Raw genomic sequence first — 25678 nt, 5'->3', positions numbered from 1 at the left:
GAAAATGATTTTAAAGTGAATTGATTAAGCGTAAAATGTTGATAAAGTAGAATTAGAAAGGGGTCATGACGTATGGCTTATATTTCATTAAACTATCATTCACCAACAATTGGTATGCATCAAAATTTGACAGTCATTTTACCGGAAGATCAAAGCTTCTTTAATAGCGATACAACTGTTAAACCATTAAAAACTTTAATGTTGTTACATGGATTATCAAGTGATGAAACGACATATATGAGATATACAAGCATAGAAAGGTATGCGAATGAACACAAATTAGCTGTGATTATGCCCAATGTGGATCATAGCGCATATGCTAACATGGCATATGGTCATAGCTATTATGATTATATTTTGGAAGTGTATGATTATGTTCATCAAATATTTCCACTTTCCAAAAAGCGTGATGACAATTTTATAGCAGGTCACTCTATGGGAGGATATGGCACAATTAAATTTGCATTAACACAAGGGGATAAATTTGCCAAAGCTGTACCATTATCTGCTGTGTTTGAAGCGCAAAATTTAATGGATCTAGAGTGGAATGATTTTTCAAAAGAGGCCATAATTGGCAATCTTTCAAGTGTTAAAGGAACTGAACATGATCCGTATTACTTGCTAGACAAAGCTGTAGCTGAAGATAAACAAATTCCAAAATTGCTCATTATGTGTGGTAAACAAGACTTTTTATATCAAGACAACTTAGATTTTATCGATTATTTATCACGCATAAATGTTCCTTATCAATTTGAAGATGGACCAGGAGATCATGATTATGCATATTGGGATCAAGCGATTAAGCGTGCTATAACATGGATGGTGAATGATTAATTATTTCTTGGAAAATATGTGGCTGCATTAAATACACAGAGTGAGAGATACAAACTATTTACGCACGACTAACATTTCTAAGTGTTTAAATTATTTTTGTATTAATATGATTGGCGCAATTTGCTGATACACAAAAATGTTTCTCGTGAAACTTAGATTTAGCTTATAGTTTTATCATCATTTGTATGACTTACATTATAAATTTTATTATAATGAGGTTAACGCTTTGAAAGGAGTCATCATCATGTCGACCAATAAAAACGATTATGAGCATATGTTGTTTTATTTTGCATATAAAACCTTTATTACTACCGCTGATGAAATTATAGAGAAGTATGGTATGAGTCGTCAGCATCATCGTTTTTTGTTTTTTATCAATAAATTACCTGGTATTACTATTAAATCATTACTAGAAATATTAGAAATTTCTAAACAAGGATCACATGCAACACTTCAAAAATTAAAAGAGCAAGGTCTCATTATTGAAAAAGTTTTAGAGACTGATCGACGTGTCAAAAAATTATATTCGACGGATAAAGGCGATCAACTCATTGCTGAATTGAACAAGGCGCAAGATGAATTATTGCAAAATATATATCAACAAGTCGGTTCGGATTGGTATGATGTGATGGAAGCATTGGCTAAAGGGCGACCTGGCTTTGATTTTATTAAGCATTTGAAAGATGAAAAAGAAAGCTAGCATCAGAAATGTTAAAAATCTTCGCATTCTTAAATTTAAAAAATATGTCAAAAAGTGTATAATAAAAACATATAATTTAATTGAACTCAGTTTCAACACATCTTAGAAAGGAGTTTGAATGATGAAAAAATTAGCAGTTATTTTAACATTAGTTGGCGGTTTATACTTCGCATTTAAAAAATACCAAGAACGTGTTAACCAAGCACCTAACATTGAGTACTAAATTAAACCATAAAAAATTCCCGAACACCTTGTTATAGTGCTCGGGAATTTTTTTATGCTTTACTTGAATATATCAAATATTATTTTTGCGCTTTCTGTATTTTCGATATTACCACTAAATGATTCTGATCTAGGTCCGTAAGCGTAGGTATTAACATCCTCGCCTGTATGTCCATCGGAAGTCCACCCTGTATAAGATTTATCATTTACTGGCTTCTGAATAGCGTGTTGTAGGGCTTTTGTTTGCGTTTCTACTTCTGCGGATTTTTCGTCTTTTTCTTTTTTAAGTAGTCTTTTTAGCTTTTTATTCTCTTTTTTAACCTTTTTCATATCATCTTGTGAAAATTCAAATCCATAACCTTCATTAATAACTTTTTCAGGGTCTTCACCTTTAGCCATTTTTTCTGTCATATATGATCCAGAGTGTTTCATAGATTTAATCGGTTGAGGATTCCATTCGTATCCTTTATCTTTACCAATTGTTAGACCACCAGTAGAGTGATCTGCTGTTGCAACGACAAGTGTATCTTTATGTTTCTTAGCATATTGAATGGCGTCATCGAATGCTTTTTCAAAACCTTCCATTTCAGACATAACGCCTGTAATATCGTTGGAATGCGCTGATTTATCTATAGAAGCACCTTCGACCATTAAAAAGAATCCTTTTTTATTGCGCTCAAGCTTACTAAGTGCACTTTGTTGCATATCAGCTAATGATGGTTCGTCTTTAGAAGCATCTATTGCAAGTGGCATATTTTTATCTGCAAACAAACCAAGAACTTTATCTTTATCAGATTTTGATAACTCCTTACTGTTCGTGGCAAGGTCGTAACCATCTTTTTTGAATTTTTTATCTAAATTGCCATTACTTTTACCGAAATATTTAGCGCCGCCGCCTAATAAAACATCAACTTTATGCTTTCCGTTGATTTTATCTTTATAAAATTGTTTAGCGATTTCGTTTTTATCATCTCTAGAAGTCACGTGTGCAGCATATGCTGCTGGTGTTGCATCTGTTAATTCAGCTGTTGAAACAAGACCAGTCGACTTACCTTTTTCTTTTGCACGTTCAAGCACCGTCTTTACTTTCTGCTTGTTACTGTCAACACCGATGGCACCATTATATGTCTTATGACCAGAACTAAAGGCTGTTCCGCCAGCTGCAGAATCAGTAATATTCTGTTTTGGGTCATTTGAATATGTACGATTTGTGCCTTTTAAATATGAATCAAAAGCAGTAGGGGTCATTTCTTTAGCATGCGGATCATTTTTATAATAACGATAAGCTGTGTTAAATGATGGACCCATGCCATCGCCAACTAAAAAGATAACATTTTTTGGATTTTTAGTATTACCAACCGCGAAACTTTCATCTTTAGAACTTTTATCGGATTGCGCAATTGCAGGTGTGACAGAACTAAAAACCGTTGACACGATAATAAGGTTAGCAACTGCAAATTTTGTGGCTTTTTTAACTGATAACATAAGACATCCTCCTGAGTATATGACTATGTCTTCAGTGTAAAAGAGGAATTTTGAGCAATTATGTAGTTTTAGTTAAAAATATGTAAACAGAGTGATTTAGAATAACAAAAAATGAATATATATGACAATTTGTTATAGAAAGCGTTAGAATAGAAGCGTGTGAAAATATAGAATTAAATATAATTTGAGGTGGAAAAATGATACTAGTAATGTTATCTCCATTATTAATCATATTCTTTATAGTGTTGTCTATTTTAGAAGAGCGTAAACGTACGAAGAAAAAGCAACTCGAGAAAGAAAAAGCAAATACACTAAATCAAAATACAAATGACACGGAAAGTTCAAATCAAGAGCCGTCATTGCAGCAGGATAAAGAACAAAAAGATAACAAAGGATAATTCAATTGAAGGAAGAAGATTATAGATGAAAATATTAATTGTTGAAGATGATTTTGTTATAGCAGAGAGTTTAGCATCTGAACTTAAAAAATGGAATTACGGTGTTATTGTCGTTGAACAATTTGATGATATACTGTCTATCTTTAACCAAAATCAACCTCAGCTTGTATTGCTAGATATTAATTTGCCAACGTTAAATGGTTTTCATTGGTGTCAAGAAATCCGAAAAACATCTAATGTGCCAATTATATTTATTAGTTCCCGTATTGATAATATGGACCAAATTATGGCAATACAAATGGGGGGAGATGATTTTATCGAAAAGCCATTTAACTTGTCATTAACGATTGCCAAAATTCAAGCATTATTGAGACGAACTTATGACTTGTCAGTAGCTAATGATTCATTGACGGTTAAAGGTTGTACATTAATATTAGATGAAGCAAAAGTCGTGTATCAAGAACAAAACATACAGCTATCTTTGACTGAATTACAAATATTAAAGTTATTATTTCAAAATGAAGATAAATATGTAAGTAGAACTGCTTTAATTGAAAAATGTTGGGAATCAGAAAACTTCATAGATGATAACACATTAGCTGTTAACATGACGCGCCTGCGTAAAAAATTAAATACTATTGGCGTTAATGATTTTATCATTACAAAGAAAAATGTCGGATATAAAGTATAGGGTGAATGCAATGACCTTTCTTAAAAGTATTACTCAGGAAATAGCAATAGTCATAGTTATTTTTGCTTTGTTTGGCTTAATGTTTTACCTGTATCATTTGCCATTAGAAGCATATTTACTAGCACTTGGCGTTATTTTATTATTATTACTCATATTCATAGGTATTAAATATTTAAGTTTTGTAAAAACTATAAGCCAACAACAACAAATTGAAAACTTAGAAAATGCGTTGTATCAGCTTAAAAATGAACAAATTGAATATAAAAATGATGTAGAGAGCTACTTTTTAACATGGGTACATCAAATGAAAACACCCATTACTGCAGCACAACTGTTACTTGAAAGAGATGAGCCTAATGTTGTTAATCGTGTTCGTCAAGAGGTTATTCAAATTGATAACTATACAAGTTTAGCACTTAGTTATTTAAAGTTATTAAATGAAACTTCTGATATTTCTGTCACTAAAATTTCGATTAATAATATCATTCGCCCAATTATTATGAAATATTCAATACAGTTTATTGATCAAAAAACAAAAATCCATTATGAACCTTGTCATCACGAAGTATTAACTGACGTTAGATGGACCTCTTTAATGATAGAACAATTAATAAATAATGCACTTAAGTATGCGAGAGGTAAAGATATATGGATTGAATTTGATGAGCAATCCAATCAATTACACGTAAAAGATAATGGTATCGGTATTAGTGAAGCGGACTTGCCTAAAATATTTGATAAGGGCTATTCAGGTTATAATGGCCAGCGCCAAAGTAACTCAAGTGGGATTGGTTTATTTATCGTAAAACAAATTTCAACACACACAAACCATCCTGTTTCAGTCGTATCTAAACAAAATGAGGGTACAACATTTACGATTCAATTTCCAGATGAATAAAAACTTTCAATATTGTAAGTATACTAGTAACATTTTTTTACTAATTTAAATGTTATTAGTATTTTTTTGTTTTAATATAGAACTAACAAAGAAATGAGGTGCATGCCATGTTGCTAGAAGTGAAACATGTAAAAAAGGTTTATGGTAAAGGTTTGAATGCTACGACAGCACTTAATCAAATGAATTTATCAGTTGGAGCTGGTGAATTTGTTGCAATTATGGGTGAGTCTGGGTCAGGGAAGTCTACACTACTAAATTTAATTGCTTCTTTTGATGGACTAACTGAAGGTGACATTATTGTGGATGGCGCACATTTAAATAATATGAAAAATAAAAGTAAAGCATTGTATCGTCAACAAATGGTAGGTTTTGTTTTTCAAGATTTTAATCTTTTACCAACAATGACGAATAAAGAAAATATAATGATGCCATTAATTTTAGCTGGTGCTAAACGAAAAGATATAGAACAAAGGGTACATCAGTTGGCAGTACAATTACATTTAGAGGGATTCTTAAACAAGTATCCTTCTGAAATCTCTGGGGGTCAGAAGCAACGCATTGCCATTGCACGTGCATTAGTTACTAAGCCGACGATTTTACTAGCCGATGAACCTACAGGTGCACTTGATTCAAAAACATCAAAGGCATTGATGATGTTATTTCAAGAGATTCATCAATTGGAACAGACAATTTTAATGGTAACTCATTCAAATATCGATGCGTCTTATGCAGAGCGAGTCATTTTTATTAAAGATGGGCGTCTATATCATGAAATATATCGTGGTGAAGAAAGTCAATTAGCTTTTCAACAACGAATAACAGATAGCTTAGCACTTGTGAATGGAGGAAGTGTCAATATATGAAGTTAAGATTGTTATGGCACATAGTGCGACGTCAATTTATTACGCAGCGACTTGTAATCATTCCATTCATTTTAGCGGTAAGTGTACTATTCATGATTGAATATACGCTTGTGTCAATTGGGTTAAATAGCTACATAAAACAGAAGAATGACTTCCTAGTACCATTTATTATCATAGCTAATTTTTTTATGGCGCTTTTAACTTTTATTTTTATTTTCTATGCAAATCACTTTATGATGTCACAAAGACGAAAAGAGTTTAGCATTTTTATGACATTGGGCATGACCAAGAAAAGTATGCGTTTAATTGTAGTGATGGAAACTATCTTACAATTTGTGATAATTTCAGTCGTTAGTATTGCCGGCGGATACTTACTTGGTGCGATATTTTTCTTGTTTATACAGAAAATAATGGGCAGTGAAGTTGCGACGTTAAGGTATTATCCATTTGACTCTGTAGCGATGTTTATTACTTTGATTATCATTGCTGTATTAATGGGCATGCTACTTATATTCAACTTGTTTAGTATTAATTTTCAACGGCCGATAACTTATCAACATCGTTCCGATTCTAGTGTCATATCACGATGGTTGCGTTACGTTTTAATTGTTATAGGAAGCGCAGCACTATATTTAGGTTACTTTATTGCATTACAACAAGATACGACGTTTGGTGCCTTTTTTAAAATATGGATTGTCATAGGATTAGTTATTATCGGTACTTATGCATTTTTTGTAGGTATAAGTGAAATAATTATTAGTATATTGCAGCAGGTATCAAAAGTTTACTATCATCCACGGTATTTTTTTGTGGTAGTTGGGATGCGTGTACGTCTTAAAATGAATGCAGTCAGTCTTGCAACAATCACTTTGCTGTGTACATTTTTGATTGTAACGCTCACAATGACATTAACAACCTATCGTGATATGAATCATACCATTACGAAATTGATTACGAATGATTATGATTTGTCATTTAGCGACAATTCTAAGTCACAAATAGAACGTCAACAAACAATTGAGAATATTAAACGTGATATACAGGGTTCGGTTAATGCAAAAGACTTCAAAGTATATGAAACGACATTATTTAGAGCTTCTTTAGAAAAGAATCGTGCTTATTACAAGTTAAAACAGGCTAGTGATGATATTCCAATAGACTTCATTGGTAATGAAGGCGCGATATTTTCAAGACAATCAGTAATGATTACAGCTTTTACTGCACAAGATTATAATCGATATCACCAAAACAAATTACACTTAGACAATCAAAGTATAGGTATGATTACGAATGTACCTATTTTTAAAAAGCAGTCTAAGGTCGGTCTTAATAATGAAGTCTTTAAAGTGAAACAACTTGACGCACATGCGTTAAATTTGATGATGATTCAAGATAGTATGGTTTTAATTGTTAAAGATAACAATCAATTACAAAAAGTAAAAGGATTTTATGCACATGAACAAAAGAATTCGACAATATCGATAAACTTTAATGTATTTGGAAAGACGAAATTAACAACATCACAAATACAAAAGCTATCGAAAAAATACGATGCGTCAATAAATTCTAAATCAGAAATGCTAATGGTTTGGGATCGTTTGACAGGTGGACTAATATTTGTAGGTGGCGTAGTATCAATTGTACTTGTCATTGGAATATTTCTAATGATGTATTATAAACAAGTCTCAGAAGCCTATGCAAATCAGCACAATTATGACATTATGAAAAAACTTGGTTTAGATAATGGAAGAATAGCAAAGATAACACGAAATCAAATGACTTTCTTGTTCGCAATACCAATAACAGTAGCACTGATTCACACATTAATTTCTAGTAACATTGTATATACGTTACTAAATATGATAGGTATTAATAACCATCATATATTTTTAACAAGTTACGTACTAGCTGTCATTATAATTTCGTTTCTATATATGGCGATGTACAAAATAACTTCCTATATTTATGCTAAAGTTATTCATCAACAACGCAATTAACCATGTTTCAGTGAAATCACAATCAATCATGTATTTTCACTGAAATATATTATATTAAAAAGAAACCTAAAAACATTACAAATAACAATAACAAATTTCAACCGATAAGATAAAATGTCTTGTCGGTTTTTAATATAACAAGTGATATTTTGGAAATGCCAAAAATATATAGATTGTTTATATAAAATGATTTAAAATGTTTTATAACAACATATTTTATGCAACACATAAAATGGGTAACTAACATCACGAAATCATTGTATTTGTTGTTACACTGATGAAGCGATGTCACAAAGAAATGTCGTTATCAAACGAAGCCCGAAATACATACTGATACTCGAAATAATGTAACGATAAATAACAATGATAACGATTGATTACTACGCAAAAATATATGTAAATTGACGATTTAAATGCAATTCGTATATTTTGCCAATGATTTACACATTAAAATGTTTGAAAATTGTCACAATTCAGTCTAATTTAAAAGGAAGTTAATTACAAAATTAAAAAATCATGCATCGTGTCATTTAGATATTGAAAAAGATGAGTCAAATTTGTTTCATATATTTTCCAATAACAAATTATTATATCTAAATATACAATCAGAAATATATGAATAGAAATATCAATAAGAAAAATAATATGATTAAAAATGATGAATGGCATACTTATAAAGTGTCTAAATATTGGCGGTCAATATTACTTACAAACACGAATGTTAAGTAATGTAGACAATGCTGAAAAAACAATAAGTAGAAACTCTATATAGAATGTTCGTTTTTATTTTTAATAATTGAATAATCATTATTGATGATTTAATATGTATTCGGTCGCACACGATACAAAGTGACTTGTTTTAATGATATGCAATAATATGACGTTTATCGTCGCGTGTAACAATGTATGAGTGTGTCAGTTTAATTTTAAAAGGGTTATAAGGATATTTAATAAGATAAAGGAGGGCTTAATAAACAATCACATGTGAAGTTTTTAAGGATTATATGAGTTGGGCAGCTCTTTAATCCATAGTTATAACGAATTTTAAATTGTTAGATCTAACGTATGGTATCAGTATGTATGAGTTTAACTTAAGTATTAATCTATAGTTTAAAGAGCGGTCTAATTGTCTTTTTAAAAATAGAAAATAAGGATGATTATAATGAGGGGTTATAACGGAAGATATTGTAGCTGGACTAATACAGCTATACAATGTGATTATTTTAATAAAGTAAGACAGGTGAAAAAAGACGGTAAATCGGATAGGTTGAGCAACAACATAAACTCGAACATTATTTATCGTGTGCTCGAAAAATGTATCACGCTATATAATGTGTGTTCACGGTGTAAACGCGCACTTATTTTATCAGAACATTCTAAAAAGAACATATTCAATATAAAAAAGGCTGTGTAGGGGTGTCTTATGAATAATAGAAATGTGTATGATATCGAAGTAAGTGATTATAAAGGCTTAACTTATAAATTAGAAGCATTTAGAGGTAAAGTGATTTTAGTTGTTAATACTGCAACAGAATGTATATATAGCGAACAATTGAAAAAACTAGAGACTTTATTTCAAAAATATAAGGATCGTGGGTTTGTAGTGTTGAGTTTTCCGAATAATAATTTTGACAATCGACAACCAGGTTCTAATGAAGAAATCTTGAAAATTAGTCGTGAGAAATTTGGTGTAACATTTCCAGTGTTAGCTAAAATATCTGTGAACGGGAACGATGAACATCCGTTATTTACGCATTTAAAGAATGAACAACCAGGAATCTTTGGGTCCCCAATAAAATGGAATTTCACAAAATTTATAATCGATCGACAAGGAAATGTTGTAAATCGATTCTTGCCAATGGAAGATCCATTGGATATATCGACAAATATAGAAATATTATTGCAAGAATCTTCATCTTAAATTTAAATTTGAGCGCTTAGTATGCAAATAACACAAGAGCCTCTTAATGATGTACTAATAGTATGTTATTAGGAGGCATTTTATATTTAGAAAATCAGTAATTTGACCTATTTTACTGAAAGGCTGATTTGGTACATAATAAATAGTAAATAAATAAAAAATAACAACGATGCATTACTGTATGCATTAATAACTGACACGACATAATCAAAGTTTTGTCTGAATTACTGATAATGTCATTCAAGCAACATGAAGGTTGTAAATATTTGCAAGTATAACTATCAGACACAACTCAAGTTTGTTTTAATTTATACCATACATATTAAAAAATTGACTAAACTATCGATAAAAAAAGAGTCAATCATCTATTTCAAGTTTATTGAGGTGAAAACATTTGAAATTAAATACATCTAATAGTCCATTTACAGAAAAACAAGTCACAGAGATTAACAATCTGCTGCAAACATTAACAGAGAGCCAACAACAGTGGCTTAGTGGTTTTTTACTAGCTAATAGTAACGATACGACAAGTGATAGTAATCAACAACAATTAGAGACAGAAGTGTGGCAACAATCACAAATATCAGAAGAACAAGCAACTTCAACAACGTATATGTTACAAAATAAAGAGCCACATATCGAAGCTAATCAGCGGCATGTTACAGTGCTATATGGTTCTGAATCAGGTAATGCCATGCGTTTAGCTGAAATTTTTTCAGAACGTTTAAGTGATATCGGACATCAAGTTGTTTTGATGTCAATGGATGAATATGATACGACAAACATCGCGCAGTTAGAAGATTTATTTATTATTACGTCTACTCATGGTGAAGGAGAACCGCCTGATAATGCATGGGATTTCTTTGAATTTTTAGAAGACGATAACGCACCTAATTTAAATCATGTGAGATATTCAGTACTAGCTTTAGGTGATCAAACATATGAATTTTTCTGTCAAGCCGGTAAAGATGTAGATGTTTTACTAGAAAATCTAGGCGCTGAGCGTATATGTAAGCGTGTAGATTGTGATATTGATTATGAAGAAGACGCAGAAAAGTGGATGGCAGACATCATTAATATTATTGATACCACATCAGAAGGTATTCAAAGTGAATCGGTGATAAGTGAATCAATTAAGTCTGCCAAAGAAAAGAAATATTCTAAATCAAATCCATACCAAGCAGAAGTATTAGCGAATATCAATTTAAATGGTACCGATTCAAATAAAGAAACACGACATATAGAATTTTTACTTGATGATTTTAGTGAATCATATGAACCAGGAGATTGTATAGTAGCATTACCGCAAAACGACCCTGAATTGGTTGAAAAACTAATATCCATGTTAGGTTGGGATCCGCAATCTCCGGTGCCAATTAATGATCATGGTGATACAGTTCCTATTGTTGAAGCACTAACATCACATTTTGAATTTACTAAATTAACATTGCCATTATTGAAAAATGCAGATATCTATTTTGACAATGAAGAATTATCTGAACGTATTCAAGATGAGTCATGGGCGCGTGAATATGTTATAAATCGGGACTTTATAGATTTAATAACAGATTTTCCAACTATAGAATTACAACCTGAGAATATGTATCAAATCCTTAGAAAATTACCACCAAGAGAGTATTCGATTTCTAGTAGTTTTATGGCAACGCCAGATGAAGTGCATATTACCGTTGGTACGGTTCGTTATCAAGCACATGGACGTGAGAGAAAAGGTGTATGCTCGGTTCATTTTGCTGAGCGAATTAAACCAGGCGATATAGTACCAATTTATTTGAAGAAAAATCCGAACTTCAAATTTCCGATGAAGCAAGATATACCGGTTATTATGATTGGACCAGGTACTGGAATTGCTCCTTTTAGAGCATATTTACAAGAACGTGAAGAACTTGGTATGACTGGAAAAACATGGTTGTTCTTTGGTGATCAACACCGTAGTTCTGACTTTTTATATGAAGAAGAAATAGAAGAATGGCTTGAAAATGGAAACTTAACACGCGTAGATTTAGCATTTTCAAGAGACCAAGAACACAAAGAATATGTACAGCATCGTATAATGGAAGAAAGTAAACGTTTCAATGAATGGATTGAGCAAGGCGCAGCAATCTATATTTGTGGCGATGAAAAATGTATGGCGAAAGATGTCCATCAAGCCATTAAAGATGTATTGGTAAAAGAACGTCATATTTCTCAAGAAGAAGCAGAGTTATTATTGCGACAAATGAAACAACAACAACGCTATCAACGTGATGTTTATTAGCGATTGGTGTTAAATATTTTAAGGTGTAATGATGTAAAAAGATATAAAGGATGTTGCTCAACATGAATATGCCATTAATGATAGATTTAACAAATAAAAATGTCGTCATAGTTGGTGGAGGCGTCGTTGCAAGTCGTCGGGCACAAACATTAAATCAATACGTTGAACATATGACGGTCATCAGTCCGACAATCACTGAAAAACTTCAAAATATGGTAGATAACGGTGTCGTCATATGGAAAGAAAAAGAATTTGAACCAAGCGATATTGTAGACGCGTATCTAGTTATTGCAGCAACCAATGAGCCACGTGTCAATGAAGCGGTAAAAAAAGCCTTACCTGAGCATGCCCTTTTTAATAATGTTGGAGATGCATCAAATGGCAATGTTGTATTTCCAAGTGCACTACACCGCGACAAGCTAACTATCAGTGTATCAACTGATGGTGCGAGTCCTAAGTTGACAAAATCAATTATGGCAGAGCTTGAGGCGTTATATCCACCATCATACAGTTCGTATATCGACTTTTTATATACTTGCCGACAGAAAATAAAAGTACTTGATATAACATATAACGAAAAGCAACAGTTACTGTCACAAATTGTGTCACAAGAATATTTAAATCATGACAAACAAGCTCAATTTTTAGCGTGGTTGGATGTAAGATAATAATAGCGGACCGTCTAACCGTCTAAGGTAAGTCTTCTTATTTTAACTTTAACGCTTAATCATTGAAATTAAGACATGGGCGGCTTTGTGAATAGTCTAATAATGAAGGATTTAAGCGATAATGATATGCGTTTTAAATATGAATATTACAATAGAGAAAAAGATACGTAGAACAAACTTAATAAAATAGGTGGATAAATTGAAATCTGGTTGAAGTCGTTACTATCATAGCGACCTTTAGCCAGATTTTTTGTGCAATAGAAAGCAATAATAAAAATGATAGATCAAAATGAAATACAGGACAGGATATACAAGGATTAGTCATGCCATGTTATCAAGTAGGAAAATCAAACTTCACTATTGATAGTTACGCAAAAAAGATTTTTTTGATAAAATGAGATAACTTAAATATAAAAAATTATATTAATTATAATATTTAAGTTAAAGAGGGGGATTATGTAAATTGTATTAAAAGTGGAGGGAGAAAATAATATGAATAGTGATAATATGTGGTTAACAGTAATGGGGCTCATTATTATTATTTCAATTGTAGGTTTACTCATTGCCAAAAAGATAAATCCAGTTGTAGGTATGACAATCATACCTTGCTTAGGGGCAATGATTTTAGGATATAGTGTGACAGATTTGGTTGGATTTTTTGCTAAAGGGTTAGATCAAGTCATCAACGTTGTTATTATGTTTATCTTTGCCATTATTTTCTTTGGCATCATGAACGATAGTGGTTTATTCAAGCCGCTTGTCAAACGCTTAATATTAATGACACGAGGCAATGTCGTCATTGTCTGTGCAATGACAGCTTTAATTGGCACAATAGCCCAATTAGATGGGGCCGGTGCGGTAACATTTTTGCTTTCTATTCCTGCATTATTACCTTTATATAAAGCGTTAAATATGAATAAATATTTATTGATTTTACTATTAGCATTAAGCGCGGCGATTATGAACATGGTACCTTGGGGAGGTCCAATGGCTCGTGTAGCTGCAGTGTTAAAAGCCAAAAGTGTCAATGAATTATGGTATGGATTAATACCTATTCAAATAATAGGTTTCATTCTTGTTATGTTGTTTGCGGTATATCTTGGATTTAAAGAACAGAAACGTATCAAAAAAGCAATAGAGAGAAATGAATTACCGCAAACACAAGATATAGATGTACATAAATTAGTTGAAGTATATGAACGAGATCAAGATGTAAGGTTTCCTGTAAAAGGACGTGCAAGAACAAAATCATGGATAAAATGGGTGAATACAGCTTTAACTTTAGCTGTTATTCTATCGATGTTAATAAATATTGCGCCACCTGAATTTGCATTCATGATAGGTGTTTCGTTGGCACTTGTTATTAATTTTAAATCAGTGGATGAACAAATGGAACGATTAAGAGCGCATGCGCCGAATGCATTAATGATGGCTGCAGTGATTATTGCAGCAGGTATGTTTTTAGGTGTACTAAATGAAACCGGTATGCTTAAAGCGATTGCGACCAATTTAATCAAAGTGATTCCTGCAGAAGTAGGACCATACTTGCATATTATTGTAGGTTTACTTGGCGTACCATTAGATTTACTAACTAGCACAGACGCTTATTATTTTGCTGTGTTACCGATTGTCGAACAAACAGCAGGGCAATTTGGTGTACCGTCTGTATCAACAGCTTATTCAATGGTCATAGGGAATATTATAGGTACATTTGTCAGCCCATTTTCACCAGCCTTATGGTTGGCAATTGGTTTAGCAGAGGCAAACATGGGCACGTATATTAAGTATGCATTCTTTTGGATTTGGGGATTCGCTATCGTTATGTTAGTAATTGCAATGTTGATGGGCATTGTGACGATTTAAGTATGAAAAAATAGAAACTATGGTCACGTTGCAAAATGAAATAATAGTTGCATAAACATGTCGAAATGACGGACGAATCTTTAAACAATTTTAAAAATTAATGAAATAATTGTGTAGAAATATGAATTTCACTAAATGTTAATAACTTTGTGACGTTTTAGTTAACAGACTAATAAAAATTTGAAAATACTATATATAGTGGTATAACGTAATGAGTAGACACAATATATAGGAAGAAGGGGTAAAATGAATCAAATCGAAGAAGCATTAACGGGTTTGATTTCTAAAGATCCTGCTATTGTTAACGAAAATGCTAACAAAGATAGTGATACATTTTCAACAATGAGAGATTTAACAGCAGGTATCGTTTCTAAATCTTACGCATTAAATCATTTATTACCAAAGCACGTTGCAGATGCACATCAAAGAGGGGACATACATTTTCACGACTTAGATTATCATCCATTCCAACCGTTAACTAACTGTTGTTTAATAGATGCTAAAAATATGCTACATAATGGATTTGAAATAGGCAACGCGAATGTAACTTCACCAAAATCAATACAAACTGCATCAGCGCAGCTTGTACAAATTATAGCCAATGTTTCTAGCAGTCAATATGGTGGCTGTACGGTTGACCGCGTTGACGAATTACTTAGTACATATGCACGACATAATGAAGAACAACATAGGAATATCGCAAAGCAATTTGTCAAAGAATCTGAAATTGATCGTTATGTTGATCAACAAGTCACTAAAGACATCAATGATGCGATTGAAAGTTTAGAATATGAAATTAATACCTTATATACATCTAATGGACAGACACCTTTTGTAACATTAGGATTCGGCTTAGGTACAGATCATTTAAGTCGCAAAATTCAACAAGCTATCTTAAATACTCGTATCAAAGGCTTAGGAAAAGACCGCACGACAGCGATTTTCCCGAAACTTGTATTTTCAATTAAAAAAGGAACCAACTTTAGTCCGCAAGATCCGAACTATGACATTAAACAACTAGCATTAAAGTGTTCAACGAAACGTATGTATCCAGATATTTTAAATTATGACAAACTCGTAGAAATATTAGGTGATTTCAAAGCGCCAATGGGTTGTCGTTCATTTTTACCAAGTTGGAAAGATGCGGAAGGTCATTTTGAAAATAATGGTCGTTGTAATCTTGGTGTTGTTACACTTAATTTACCTAGAATGGCATTAGAATCTGCCGGTAATATGACGAAATTCTGGGAAATCTTTTATGAACGTATCGATGTGTTACATGATGCATTACTTTATCGTATAAATCGTTTGAAAGATGCTGTACCGAATAACGCACCGATTTTATATAAAAGTGGCGCATTTAACTATAAATTAAAAGAAACAGATGATGTTGCTGAGTTATTTAAAAATAAACGTGCAACGATTTCAATGGGCTATATAGGGTTGTATGAAACAGCTACTGTTTTCTATGGTCCAGACTGGGAAACATCTCAAGAAGCAAAAGCATTTACGCTTGAAATTCTTAAAGAAATGAAACGTTATCAAACGAAATGGACAGAATTATATGACATTTGGTTCAGTATTTACAGTACGCCGAGTGAATCGCTAACGGATCGTTTTTGTCGTTTAGACCAAGAGAGATTTGGAGATATTAAAGACATTACAGATAAAGGATATTATCAAAACTCTTTCCATTATGATGTACGTAAAGATGTTACACCTTTTGAAAAGTTAGATTTTGAAAAAGATTATCCTTATTATGCGAGTGGTGGTTTCATTCACTATTGTGAGTATCCGAAATTGCAACACAATTTGAAAGCACTAGAAGCGGTATGGGACTACTCTTATGACAAAGTTGGTTACTTAGGTACAAATATTCCGATTGATCATTGTTATGAATGTGATTACGATGGAGATTTTGAAGCAACTGAAAAAGGATTTAAATGCCCGAACTGTGGCAATGATAATCCTAAAACAGTTGATGTCGTTAAACGAACATGTGGTTACCTAGGCAATCCAGTTCAACGTCCAGTAATTAAAGGCCGTCATAAAGAAATTTGCGCACGAGTAAAACATATGAAAGCGCCTAAAGAATGATACTTTTAGACATTAAACAAGGACAAGGTTATATTGCTAAAATAGAATCAAATAGCTTTGTTGACGGTGAAGGAGTAAGATGCAGTGTTTATGTATCAGGATGTCCATTTAATTGTGTTGGATGTTATAACAAAGCCTCACAAAAGTTCAGATATGGCGAGAAATACACTGATGAAATATTAGCAGAAATATTAGATGATTGCGATCATGATTATATATCTGGGCTAAGTCTATTAGGTGGCGAACCATTTTGTAATTTGGATATTACATTAAATCTTGTCAAAGCATTTCGAGCACGTTTTGGAAATACAAAGACAATTTGGGTATGGACTGGATTTTTATATGAATATTTAGCAAATGATTGTACAGAACGTCGAGAGTTATTATCATACATTGACGTTTTAGTAGATGGTCTATTTATACAACACTTATTCAAACCTGATTTACCATATAAAGGTTCTTTAAATCAACGCATTATAGATGTACAACAATCACTCTCGCATGCGCGTATGATTGAATATATAGTTAGTTGAATATGTATTAGAAGTCAAGGTAACATTCGTTGCCTTGGCTTCTTTTTAGGTTAGGTACATAATTGAAAGTTAATAAAAGCAATTCTTTATAAAAATATATTGATAGAATATGACCTAACAATCATTTTGATACCAATACTAAAAGTTGCATATCCGTTTTTTAAAAAAGTTGAAAGAGAAAAGTGGTATTTTAGTGGGAAGGAAGTCTAACTTTTTGGTAGCGTTTTACAATAAATAAATATTCGTTAATAACGTATAAATATTCTTAAATGCCATTCTAGTAAAATTTGTTAAATTCGTTAAATCGTAACTTAACACTGTTATTTTAGCGCTATTAAGGTTTTGTTTATTACGGGAAAAATTATATAAATATTCAATAATTGCCAAGTTTCAAATTGTATGAAATTTGCATTATTATTAAATGTTAGTTATTGTCAATTTTGTGAATCAATATAATTATTACATTTTGAGATAAATCGAAACAGGATTCATAAAATTAATAATTAGGGGGAGCACAATTGAAAAAAGAGAAAGTTATGGACTGGACGACCTTTATAGGGACAGTAGCTGTACTTCTTTTTGCAGTTATACCTATGATGGCTTTTCCAAAAGCAAGTGAAGATATCATCACTGGTATTAATAGTGCCATTTCTGATTCAATTGGTTCGATATATTTATTTATGGGGCTGGCGATTTTTTGCTTTGTAATGTATATCGCATTTGGTAAATATGGTAATGTCACACTTGGTAAAGCAAGTGATAAACCAGAATTTAATACATTTACATGGGCGGCAATGCTGTTTTGTGCAGGCATAGGCTCTGATATTTTATACTGGGGCGTTATTGAATGGGCTTTTTACTATCAAGTTCCACCAAATGGCGCGAAAAGTATGAGTGATGAAGCACTCCAATATGCGACGCAATATGGTATGTTCCACTGGGGGCCAATTGCTTGGGCTATTTATGTTCTACCAGCATTACCAATTGGTTATTTAGTATTTGTTAAAAAACAACCGGTGTATAAAATTAGTCAAGCTTGTCGTCCGATTTTAAAAGGTCAAACAGATAAATTTGTAGGTAAAGTTGTAGATATCTTATTTATCTTTGGATTGCTAGGTGGTGCGGCAACATCACTAGCGTTAGGTGTGCCATTAATTTCTGCAGGCATAGAAAGATTAACTGGTTTAGATGGTAAAAATATGATTTTACGTTCGGCCATTTTATTAACAATCACGGTTATATTTGCCATTAGTTCATATACAGGATTGAAAAAAGGTATTCAAAAGTTAAGTGATATCAACGTTTGGCTATCCTTTGTACTTTTAGCCTTTATATTTATTATTGGACCGACTGTTTTTATTATGGAAACGACAGTGACAGGGTTCGGAAATATGTTGAGAGATTTCTTTCATATGGCAACATGGTTAGAACCATTCGGTGGTATTAAAGGTCGAAAAGAAACGAATTTCCCACAAGACTGGACAATATTCTACTGGTCATGGTGGTTAGTATATGCGCCATTTATCGGTTTATTTATCGCTAGAATTTCAAAAGGTCGACGCCTTAAAGAAGTCGTGCTAGGAACAATTATTTATGGAACGCTTGGATGCGTATTATTCTTTGGTATTTTTGGTAACTATGCTGTGTATTTACAAATTTCTGGACAGTTTAATGTAACACAATATTTAAATACACATGGTACAGAGGCAACCATTATTGAAGTGGTGCATCATTTACCATTCCCATCATTGATGATTGTACTATTCTTAGTATCTGCTTTCTTATTCTTAGCAACAACATTTGATTCGGGTTCATATATTTTAGCGGCAGCATCTCAGAAAAAAGTGGTAGGCGAACCATTACGTGCCAATCGTTTATTCTGGGCATTTGCATTGTGCTTATTGCCATTTTCATTGATGCTAGTTGGTGGTGAACGTGCATTAGAAGTATTGAAAACTGCTTCAATACTGGCAAGTGTGCCATTAATTGTTATTTTTATTTTCATGATGATATCATTTTTAATCATTTTAGGGCGCGATAGAATTAAACTTGAAACGCGTGCTGAAAAATTAAAAGAAGTTGAACGTCGTTCATTGCGAATCGTTCAAGTATCAGAAGAAGAACAAGACGATAATTTATAATTCAAAGCGGGTCTGGGACGACGAAATGAATTTTGTGAAAATATCATTTCTGTTCCATTCCCCTTTTTTTAGTAGCATTGTAGGATGAACTTTTAGGTTTTCATTAATGTTGTACTAAAAGATTTAATTTTTTAGTGCTCCAAGTACTTATTTATTGTATGAAGCATATTCTAAATCGAAGTTTGAAAGACTCTCATTGATTATTAAATTAAATAAAGGGTACTGCGTATGTACAATTCAAATTAATCGAAGGATGAAATAAAATGACTAATCAATTTAAAAATAAACAGTCCAAATTACATGACAGTTTAGAATCCATCACAAAAAACTTATATGCGACACCTACTTCGGAACTGCCTTTTGATAATCGATTTCTATTTAAATCTTTTATTTTAAAACGTGAAACAGGTAATATTGTTATCTATCATTCCGGACACTTAGGTGACTCCCAACAAGACATTGCATCATTAGGTGGTGTTTCAAAAGTATTGATGAATCATGATCATGAATCTATAGGAGGTTCTAATCAAGTTGAAGCCCCTTACTTTATACATGAAAATGATGTGGCTGCACTGAAACATAAGATTTCTGTTCAAAAACAATTTAGTAATCGTGTAATGTTGGATAAGGATTTAGAAGTTATTCCCGCGCCTGGACATACACCAGGGACGACACTATTTTTATGGGATGATGGTCATCACCGTTACTTATTTACTGGAGATTTTATATGTTTTGAAGGGAAGAGATGGCGTACAGTTATATTAGGTTCAAGTGATAGAGAAAAATCTATTCAAAGTTTAGAGATGGTTAAAGAATTAGATTTTGATGTACTTGTACCTTGGGTTACTATCAAAGATGAACCGTTAGTTTATTTTGTAGAAAATGAATATGAAAAACGTGAACAAATACAAAATATTATTGATAGAGTACGTGAGGGCGAGAATAGCTAATTGAAATATATTGGCGAAGCAATGTAACGAATCTAAGAAAGCCCTAGAAAATACCTCCATAATTGATTGTCATATAAAACAAAAACGGTAATTTCTATTTATTGAGATAGAAATTACCGTTTATTTCGTGGACCTATTGCATTGTTTTTATCATGCATAATCATCATTGTCGTTGTTTGAGTCAATTTTAATTTTCAGAATCAGAAGGCTGTTCTGGAATTGGGAAATATTTGAAAATTTCACCGCTTTCAATCGCTTCGGTTAACTGTTCTAACCATTCGTAATAAACATGTGTATGATCAAGCTGAGCTTTAATTTTTTGTGCCTCTTGTGTTTCAGCTTCAGTTAAATCACTGCTTTCAAGTAATGGATTGATAATAGCTTGAGCATCTTTTACTGCTTCGACATTGATGTCAATTTCACGCTGGAATTTTTTAGTGAAAAAGTTTCGGAAAAAGATGAAAAAGTCTTTCTCGGCGATAAAATGTTGTTTGCGGCTTCCTCTCGTAAATTGTTGTTTAACAATATCAAATTCCTGCAATTTCTTAACGCCAGCACTCATACTTGGTTTGCTCATTTGCAATTGATGACGCATTTCATCAAGCGTCATACTGCCTTCAAACACCATTGTGCCATATAAGTTTCCTACACTTCTATTAGTGCCATACAAATCCATTGTCTGTCCAATTGAATTAATTACAATATCTTTTGCTTGTTCTAATTGTTGCTGTTTGTTCTGAGAACGAGTCATCATTGCACCTCCGTACATCATTTTGGTCACGTTAAAATAAATACTAATACATTATAAAACCTTTTCTAAAAAAAGACATTAAAAATATTTAAAGCATTAAAGTTAAATGTTTCGTTAAATAAAAATCTAACGAACTTACAAAACTTAATTCTTGAGTTGTTTTGTAAATTGACACATTTTTCATTTCTATGCTAACATAAGTTTGTAAAATTCGTTAAATAAAAATTTAACAAACTTAACGGAGGTTGTTGAATGGAACTTTTAAAACATTTATCTCAGCGTCAATATATTGATGGTGAGTGGGTTGAAAGCGCGAATAAAAATACAAGAGATATTATCAATCCTTACAATCAAGAAGTGATATTTACGGTTTCTGAAGGGACAAAAGAGGATGCAGAACGTGCAATCTTAGCTGCAAGACGTGCGTTTGAGTCTGGTGAATGGTCGCAAGAAACTGCTGAAACAAGAGGTAAAAAAGTACGTGCCATCGCGGACAAGATTAAAGAACATCGCGAAGCGTTAGCACGATTAGAAACATTAGATACTGGAAAAACGTTAGAAGAATCATATGCAGATATGGATGATATTCATAATGTGTTTATGTATTTTGCTGGATTAGCAGATAAAGACGGTGGCGAAATGATTGATTCACCAATTCCAGATACAGAAAGCAAAATTGTTAAAGAACCAGTAGGTGTAGTTACACAAATTACACCTTGGAATTATCCGTTATTACAAGCATCATGGAAAATTGCGCCAGCGCTTGCTACGGGTTGTTCACTAGTTATGAAACCAAGTGAAATTACACCATTAACAACAATACGTGTTTTTGAATTAATGGAAGAAGTTGGTTTCCCTAAAGGAACAATTAATCTTATTCTAGGTGCAGGTTCTGAAGTTGGTGACGTAATGTCAGGTCATAAAGAGGTTGACCTTGTATCATTTACAGGTGGCATTGAGACTGGTAAGCATATTATGAAAAATGCTGCTAATAATGTTACGAATATTGCCTTGGAACTTGGCGGTAAAAATCCAAACATTATCTTTGATGATGCTGATTTTGAATTGGCAGTAGACCAAGCGTTAAATGGTGGATATTTCCATGCAGGTCAAGTTTGTTCAGCAGGATCAAGAATATTAGTACAAAACAGTATTAAAGACAAATTTGAGCAAGCACTTATTGATCGCGTGAAAAAAATCAAATTAGGTAATGGTTTTGATGCTGATACTGAAATGGGACCAGTGATTTCAACAGAACATCGTAATAAGATCGAATCTTATATGGATGTAGCTAAAGCAGAAGGCGCAACAATTGCTGTTGGTGGTAAACGTCCAGATAGAGATGATTTAAAAGATGGTCTATTCTTCGAGCCAACAGTCATTACAAATTGTGATACGTCAATGCGTATTGTACAAGAAGAGGTTTTCGGACCTGTCGTTACTGTAGAAGGCTTTGAAACTGAACAAGAAGCGATTCAATTAGCGAATGATTCTATATATGGTTTAGCAGGTGCTGTATTTTCTAAAGATATTGGAAAAGCACAACGCGTTGCTAACAAGTTGAAACTTGGAACGGTGTGGATTAATGATTTCCATCCATATTTTGCACAAGCGCCATGGGGTGGATACAAACAATCAGGTATCGGTAGAGAATTAGGCAAAGAAGGCTTAGAAGAGTACCTTGTTTCAAAACACATTTTAACAAATACAAATCCACAATTAGTGAATTGGTTTAGCAAATAAAAATTAGATAAGGTGAGTGCCATTGTAAGAACACAAGACACTCACTTTGTTTTGTATAAGTGGCGAAATGTTGATTGATAATTTGGACTAAACGCAAAATGAATCATAGATTATTTCATTACTGTTAGTAACAATCGTAAAAGGAAAAGCGAGTGTTTTGGTTAGCTAAGTTTAGCAATTCAACGATAACCAATCAGCCACTAACAAATATTTCATGCAATACTCACTTTGAAATACAACAAACTTTGGAGGTCATAACGATGAGTAACAAAAACAAATCATATGATTATGTCATCATTGGAGGAGGCAGTGCAGGTTCTGTACTAGGTAATCGTCTGAGTGAAGATAAAGATAAAGAAGTCTTAGTATTAGAAGCGGGTCGCAGTGATTATTTTTGGGATTTATTTATCCAAATGCCTGCTGCGTTAATGTTCCCTTCAGGCAATAAATTTTACGATTGGATTTATTCAACAGATGAAGAACCACATATGGGCGGTCGTAAAGTAGCACATGCCCGAGGTAAAGTTTTAGGTGGATCAAGTTCGATTAATGGCATGATTTATCAACGTGGTAATCCAATGGACTATGAAGGCTGGGCAGAACCAGAAGGTATGGAAACTTGGGATTTTGCGCACTGTTTACCGTATTTTAAAAAATTAGAAAAAACATACGGTGCAGCGCCTTATGATAAATTTAGAGGCCATGATGGACCAATTAAGTTAAAACGAGGGCCAGCAACGAATCCTTTATTCCAGTCATTCTTTGATGCAGGTGTTGAAGCAGGCTATCATAAAACACCTGATGTGAATGGATTTAGACAAGAAGGTTTTGGACCGTTCGATAGTCAAGTACATCGTGGTCGCCGAATGTCAGCTTCAAGAGCATATTTACATCCAGCGATGAAGCGTAAAAACTTAACCGTTGAAACACGTGCCTTTGTAACTGAAATTCATTATGAAGGTAGAAGAGCAACTGGTGTTACGTATAAGAAAAATGGCAAACTACATACCATCGATGCTAATGAAGTCATTTTGTCTGGTGGGGCATTCAATACGCCACAATTACTACAATTATCTGGTATCGGTGATTCAGAGTTCCTAAAATCAAAAGGCATTGAGCCACGTGTTCATTTACCTGGTGTGGGTGAAAACTTTGAAGATCACTTAGAGGTATACATTCAACATAAATGTAAGGAACCTGTATCATTACAGCCAAGCTTAGATATCAAGCGCATGCCATTTATTGGTTTACAATGGATTTTCACACGTACAGGTGCAGCAGCATCTAACCATTTTGAAGGTGGCGGATTTGTACGTTCAAATAACGAAGTTGATTATCCTAACTTAATGTTCCATTTCTTACCAATAGCTGTAAGATATGATGGTCAAAAGGCAGCGGTCGCACATGGTTATCAAGTTCACGTAGGACCAATGTATTCAAACTCTCGTGGTAGCTTGAAAATCAAATCTAAAGATCCATTCGAAAAACCAAGTATCCGCTTTAATTATTTATCAACAGAAGAAGATAAAAAAGAATGGGTAGAAGCAATTCGTGTAGCAAGAAATATCTTATCTCAAAAAGCAATGGATCCATTCAATGGTGGAGAAATTTCACCAGGACCAGAAGTGCAAACAGACGAAGAAATTCTTGATTGGGTTCGTAGAGATGGTGAAACAGCATTACACCCATCTTGTAGTGCTAAAATGGGTCCTGCTTCAGATCCAATGGCAGTAGTTGACCCGTTAACAATGAAAGTCCACGGTATGGAAAATTTACGTGTAGTTGATGCATCAGCTATGCCACGTACGACAAATGGCAATATACACGCACCTGTTTTAATGTTAGCTGAAAAAGCAGCAGACATTATACGTGGCAGAAAGCCTTTAGAGCCACAATATATTGATTATTATAAGCATGGTGTTCATGATGAAAATGAAGGTGCAATCGAAGTAAAACCATACGCTAAATAAATTTATATAGTAGACTCTTAGTCTGGCATCTATTGTATTGGTGCCAGGCTTTTTTGCGTTTTATCTAAATGAGAAGTTAATGTGTTGTTCAAAAACGGTGTGTGAGTATATGAACTGAAAATAGAGTTAATTGTACATTGTGATGATTAATTGACCTAATTGGCAGACATTAAAAGAGTGCACAACCTTAAAAAGTTCACTAAATAGACATTTAATTGTGTTTTCTTGAAAGCTTTCGTGGTAGGATTTATATAAGTAAATTGAGAGAAGGAATACTATGAGCTTTTACGAATATATACAAACATTTAAAGATGATAAAACACCATTAGGCGAATTAGCGATTTGGATTAAAGAAGATGATTCATTCCCAAAACAAGAGAAGCTAACAGAAAACATTTTGTCTTATTTTCATCAAATGTCCAATATAGATCATGAGTTTTTAGAAATTGTAAAAAGATCACTTTCTCTGTATGATCAATTAAAATCGTAAAATCAGAAATAAAGTTAGCTAAAATAAAAGGCCGGTGATTTCACAGATGAAGTTGTCGGCTATTTTCATGACTAATGTTAAATAATGATCATGAAATTGAAGACACAAAAATAGTGGGCGACTCCTGTCCCCCATTTGCATGAAATATTAATACTTTTTACAAAGTCTTATCTTTTAAAAAGAAGCCA

28 protein-coding genes are annotated in these 25678 nt (G+C 32.9%); 23 read left to right on the top strand and 5 right to left on the bottom strand.

The window, feature by feature from the left end:
* Positions 1-72: 72 nt before the first annotated feature.
* The 3 genes from AA076_RS13570 (at position 73) to AA076_RS16215 (ending at position 1757) form a co-directional block, all read left to right on the top strand.
* The gene (locus AA076_RS13570; RefSeq protein ID WP_000323455.1) at positions 73-834 is read left to right on the top strand and encodes an alpha/beta hydrolase; all 762 of its coding nucleotides are present in this window, start codon (positions 73-75) and stop codon (positions 832-834) included.
* A gap of 244 nt (positions 835-1078) precedes the next feature.
* Complete coding sequence (locus tag AA076_RS13565) at positions 1079-1534, top strand: MarR family winged helix-turn-helix transcriptional regulator (RefSeq protein ID WP_000106185.1); 456 nt, start codon at positions 1079-1081, stop codon at positions 1532-1534.
* Positions 1535-1655: 121 nt separating this feature from the next.
* The gene (locus AA076_RS16215) at positions 1656-1757 is read left to right on the top strand and encodes an SE2200 family small protein (RefSeq protein ID WP_000731972.1); all 102 of its coding nucleotides are present in this window, start codon (positions 1656-1658) and stop codon (positions 1755-1757) included.
* Between the two features lie 59 nt (positions 1758-1816).
* Here AA076_RS16215 and AA076_RS13560 read toward each other — a convergent pair whose 3' ends face one another.
* On the bottom strand, positions 1817-3241 hold the full coding sequence (locus AA076_RS13560) for an alkaline phosphatase (RefSeq protein WP_000953744.1): 1425 nt from the start codon (positions 3239-3241) through the stop codon (positions 1817-1819).
* Positions 3242-3438: 197 nt separating this feature from the next.
* Here AA076_RS13560 and AA076_RS13550 point away from each other — a divergent pair, with 197 nt between their 5' ends.
* The 8 genes from AA076_RS13550 to AA076_RS13510 all read left to right on the top strand — a co-directional run bounded on the left by AA076_RS13550 (position 3439) and on the right by AA076_RS13510 (position 10009).
* Positions 3439-3639, top strand: a complete 201-nt coding sequence (locus tag AA076_RS13550) for a hypothetical protein (RefSeq protein WP_000604728.1) — start codon at positions 3439-3441, stop codon at positions 3637-3639.
* A gap of 25 nt (positions 3640-3664) precedes the next feature.
* Entirely contained in the window at positions 3665-4330 is a 666-nt protein-coding gene (nsaR, locus tag AA076_RS13545) for a nisin susceptibility-associated two-component system response regulator NsaR (RefSeq protein WP_000697886.1), read from the top strand.
* 10 nt (positions 4331-4340) lie between these two features.
* On the top strand, positions 4341-5228 hold the full coding sequence (gene nsaS, locus AA076_RS13540; RefSeq protein WP_000143419.1) for a nisin susceptibility-associated two-component system sensor histidine kinase NsaS: 888 nt from the start codon (positions 4341-4343) through the stop codon (positions 5226-5228).
* Positions 5229-5335: 107 nt separating this feature from the next.
* Positions 5336-6091, top strand: coding sequence for an ABC transporter ATP-binding protein (locus AA076_RS13535; protein ID WP_000923760.1), 756 nt, complete (start codon positions 5336-5338; stop codon positions 6089-6091).
* The gene (locus tag AA076_RS13530) at positions 6088-8088 is read left to right on the top strand and encodes an ABC transporter permease (RefSeq protein WP_000776751.1); all 2001 of its coding nucleotides are present in this window, start codon (positions 6088-6090) and stop codon (positions 8086-8088) included. The genes AA076_RS13535 and AA076_RS13530 overlap by 4 nt, the downstream gene beginning before the upstream one ends.
* Positions 8089-8746: 658 nt before the next feature.
* Positions 8747-8860 (top strand): hypothetical protein, encoded by a 114-nt coding sequence (locus AA076_RS15810; protein ID WP_011447078.1) that lies wholly within the window; start codon positions 8747-8749, stop codon positions 8858-8860.
* Positions 8861-9241: 381 nt separating this feature from the next.
* Entirely contained in the window at positions 9242-9502 is a 261-nt protein-coding gene (locus tag AA076_RS15800; RefSeq protein WP_001789910.1) for a hypothetical protein, read from the top strand.
* 9 nt (positions 9503-9511) lie between these two features.
* Complete coding sequence (locus AA076_RS13510; protein ID WP_001065268.1) at positions 9512-10009, top strand: glutathione peroxidase; 498 nt, start codon at positions 9512-9514, stop codon at positions 10007-10009.
* Between the two features lie 107 nt (positions 10010-10116).
* On the opposite strand, the gene AA076_RS15795 is transcribed toward AA076_RS13510, so the two are convergent.
* Positions 10117-10209: a hypothetical protein gene (locus AA076_RS15795; RefSeq protein ID WP_010956583.1), complete on the bottom strand. Its 93-nt coding sequence runs from the start codon at positions 10207-10209 to the stop codon at positions 10117-10119.
* A 194-nt stretch (positions 10210-10403) separates the two neighbouring features.
* On the opposite strand from AA076_RS15795, the gene AA076_RS13500 reads away from it, so the two are divergent.
* From AA076_RS13500 to AA076_RS15785, 7 genes are all read left to right on the top strand, one after another.
* Complete coding sequence (locus AA076_RS13500; RefSeq protein ID WP_000775155.1) at positions 10404-12284, top strand: assimilatory sulfite reductase (NADPH) flavoprotein subunit; 1881 nt, start codon at positions 10404-10406, stop codon at positions 12282-12284.
* 62 nt (positions 12285-12346) lie between these two features.
* A complete protein-coding gene (locus AA076_RS13495) occupies positions 12347-12952 on the top strand; it encodes an NAD(P)-binding protein (RefSeq protein ID WP_001057051.1) in 606 nt (201 codons plus the stop codon).
* A 75-nt stretch (positions 12953-13027) separates the two neighbouring features.
* Positions 13028-13123 (top strand): hypothetical protein, encoded by a 96-nt coding sequence (locus AA076_RS15790; RefSeq protein ID WP_001789304.1) that lies wholly within the window; start codon positions 13028-13030, stop codon positions 13121-13123.
* Positions 13124-13444: 321 nt separating this feature from the next.
* Complete coding sequence (locus AA076_RS13485; protein WP_001083499.1) at positions 13445-14815, top strand: CitMHS family transporter; 1371 nt, start codon at positions 13445-13447, stop codon at positions 14813-14815.
* A 246-nt stretch (positions 14816-15061) separates the two neighbouring features.
* Positions 15062-16912, top strand: coding sequence for an anaerobic ribonucleoside-triphosphate reductase (nrdD, locus tag AA076_RS13480; RefSeq protein WP_001071717.1), 1851 nt, complete (start codon positions 15062-15064; stop codon positions 16910-16912).
* Complete coding sequence (nrdG, locus tag AA076_RS13475) at positions 16909-17445, top strand: anaerobic ribonucleoside-triphosphate reductase activating protein (RefSeq protein WP_000601724.1); 537 nt, start codon at positions 16909-16911, stop codon at positions 17443-17445. Before nrdD ends, nrdG begins: the two co-directional genes overlap by 4 nt.
* A gap of 99 nt (positions 17446-17544) precedes the next feature.
* Positions 17545-17655 (top strand): hypothetical protein, encoded by a 111-nt coding sequence (locus AA076_RS15785; RefSeq protein ID WP_001790600.1) that lies wholly within the window; start codon positions 17545-17547, stop codon positions 17653-17655.
* Between the two features lie 15 nt (positions 17656-17670).
* Here the strand turns inward: AA076_RS15785 and AA076_RS15780 are convergent, their stop codons facing one another.
* On the bottom strand, positions 17671-17832 hold the full coding sequence (locus AA076_RS15780) for a hypothetical protein (RefSeq protein WP_001789911.1): 162 nt from the start codon (positions 17830-17832) through the stop codon (positions 17671-17673).
* A 131-nt stretch (positions 17833-17963) separates the two neighbouring features.
* Between AA076_RS15780 and AA076_RS13460 the strand changes: the two genes are divergently transcribed.
* Together AA076_RS13460 and AA076_RS13455 are read left to right on the top strand one after the other, a co-directional pair.
* On the top strand, positions 17964-19586 hold the full coding sequence (locus AA076_RS13460; RefSeq protein ID WP_000711870.1) for a BCCT family transporter: 1623 nt from the start codon (positions 17964-17966) through the stop codon (positions 19584-19586).
* Between the two features lie 263 nt (positions 19587-19849).
* Positions 19850-20536 carry an MBL fold metallo-hydrolase gene (locus AA076_RS13455; protein WP_000184398.1) on the top strand — a complete coding sequence of 229 codons (687 nt, stop codon included), beginning with the start codon at positions 19850-19852 and terminating at the stop codon, positions 20534-20536.
* A 187-nt stretch (positions 20537-20723) separates the two neighbouring features.
* Here AA076_RS13455 and cudC read toward each other — a convergent pair whose 3' ends face one another.
* Entirely contained in the window at positions 20724-21287 is a 564-nt protein-coding gene (cudC, locus tag AA076_RS13450) for a choline uptake/conversion transcriptional regulator CudC (RefSeq protein ID WP_000198598.1), read from the bottom strand.
* 88 nt (positions 21288-21375) lie between these two features.
* A complete protein-coding gene (locus AA076_RS15775; RefSeq protein WP_001789908.1) occupies positions 21376-21471 on the bottom strand; it encodes a hypothetical protein in 96 nt (31 codons plus the stop codon).
* A 68-nt stretch (positions 21472-21539) separates the two neighbouring features.
* Between AA076_RS15775 and betB the strand changes: the two genes are divergently transcribed.
* From betB to AA076_RS13430, 3 genes are all read left to right on the top strand, one after another.
* Positions 21540-23030, top strand: coding sequence for a betaine-aldehyde dehydrogenase (gene betB / locus AA076_RS13440; RefSeq protein ID WP_000421701.1), 1491 nt, complete (start codon positions 21540-21542; stop codon positions 23028-23030).
* A 260-nt stretch (positions 23031-23290) separates the two neighbouring features.
* Positions 23291-25000, top strand: coding sequence for a choline dehydrogenase (gene betA / locus AA076_RS13435; RefSeq protein ID WP_000066521.1), 1710 nt, complete (start codon positions 23291-23293; stop codon positions 24998-25000).
* 277 nt (positions 25001-25277) lie between these two features.
* The gene (locus AA076_RS13430; protein WP_000011688.1) at positions 25278-25490 is read left to right on the top strand and encodes a sterile alpha motif-like domain-containing protein; all 213 of its coding nucleotides are present in this window, start codon (positions 25278-25280) and stop codon (positions 25488-25490) included.
* The last annotated feature ends 188 nt before the right edge of the window (positions 25491-25678 follow it).

This window comes from Staphylococcus aureus (genome assembly GCF_001027105.1).
Taxonomy (GTDB): domain Bacteria; phylum Bacillota; class Bacilli; order Staphylococcales; family Staphylococcaceae; genus Staphylococcus; species Staphylococcus aureus.
The sequence above is the reverse complement of the archived record's forward strand: the minus strand, read 5'-3'. Positions and strand labels throughout refer to the sequence as shown.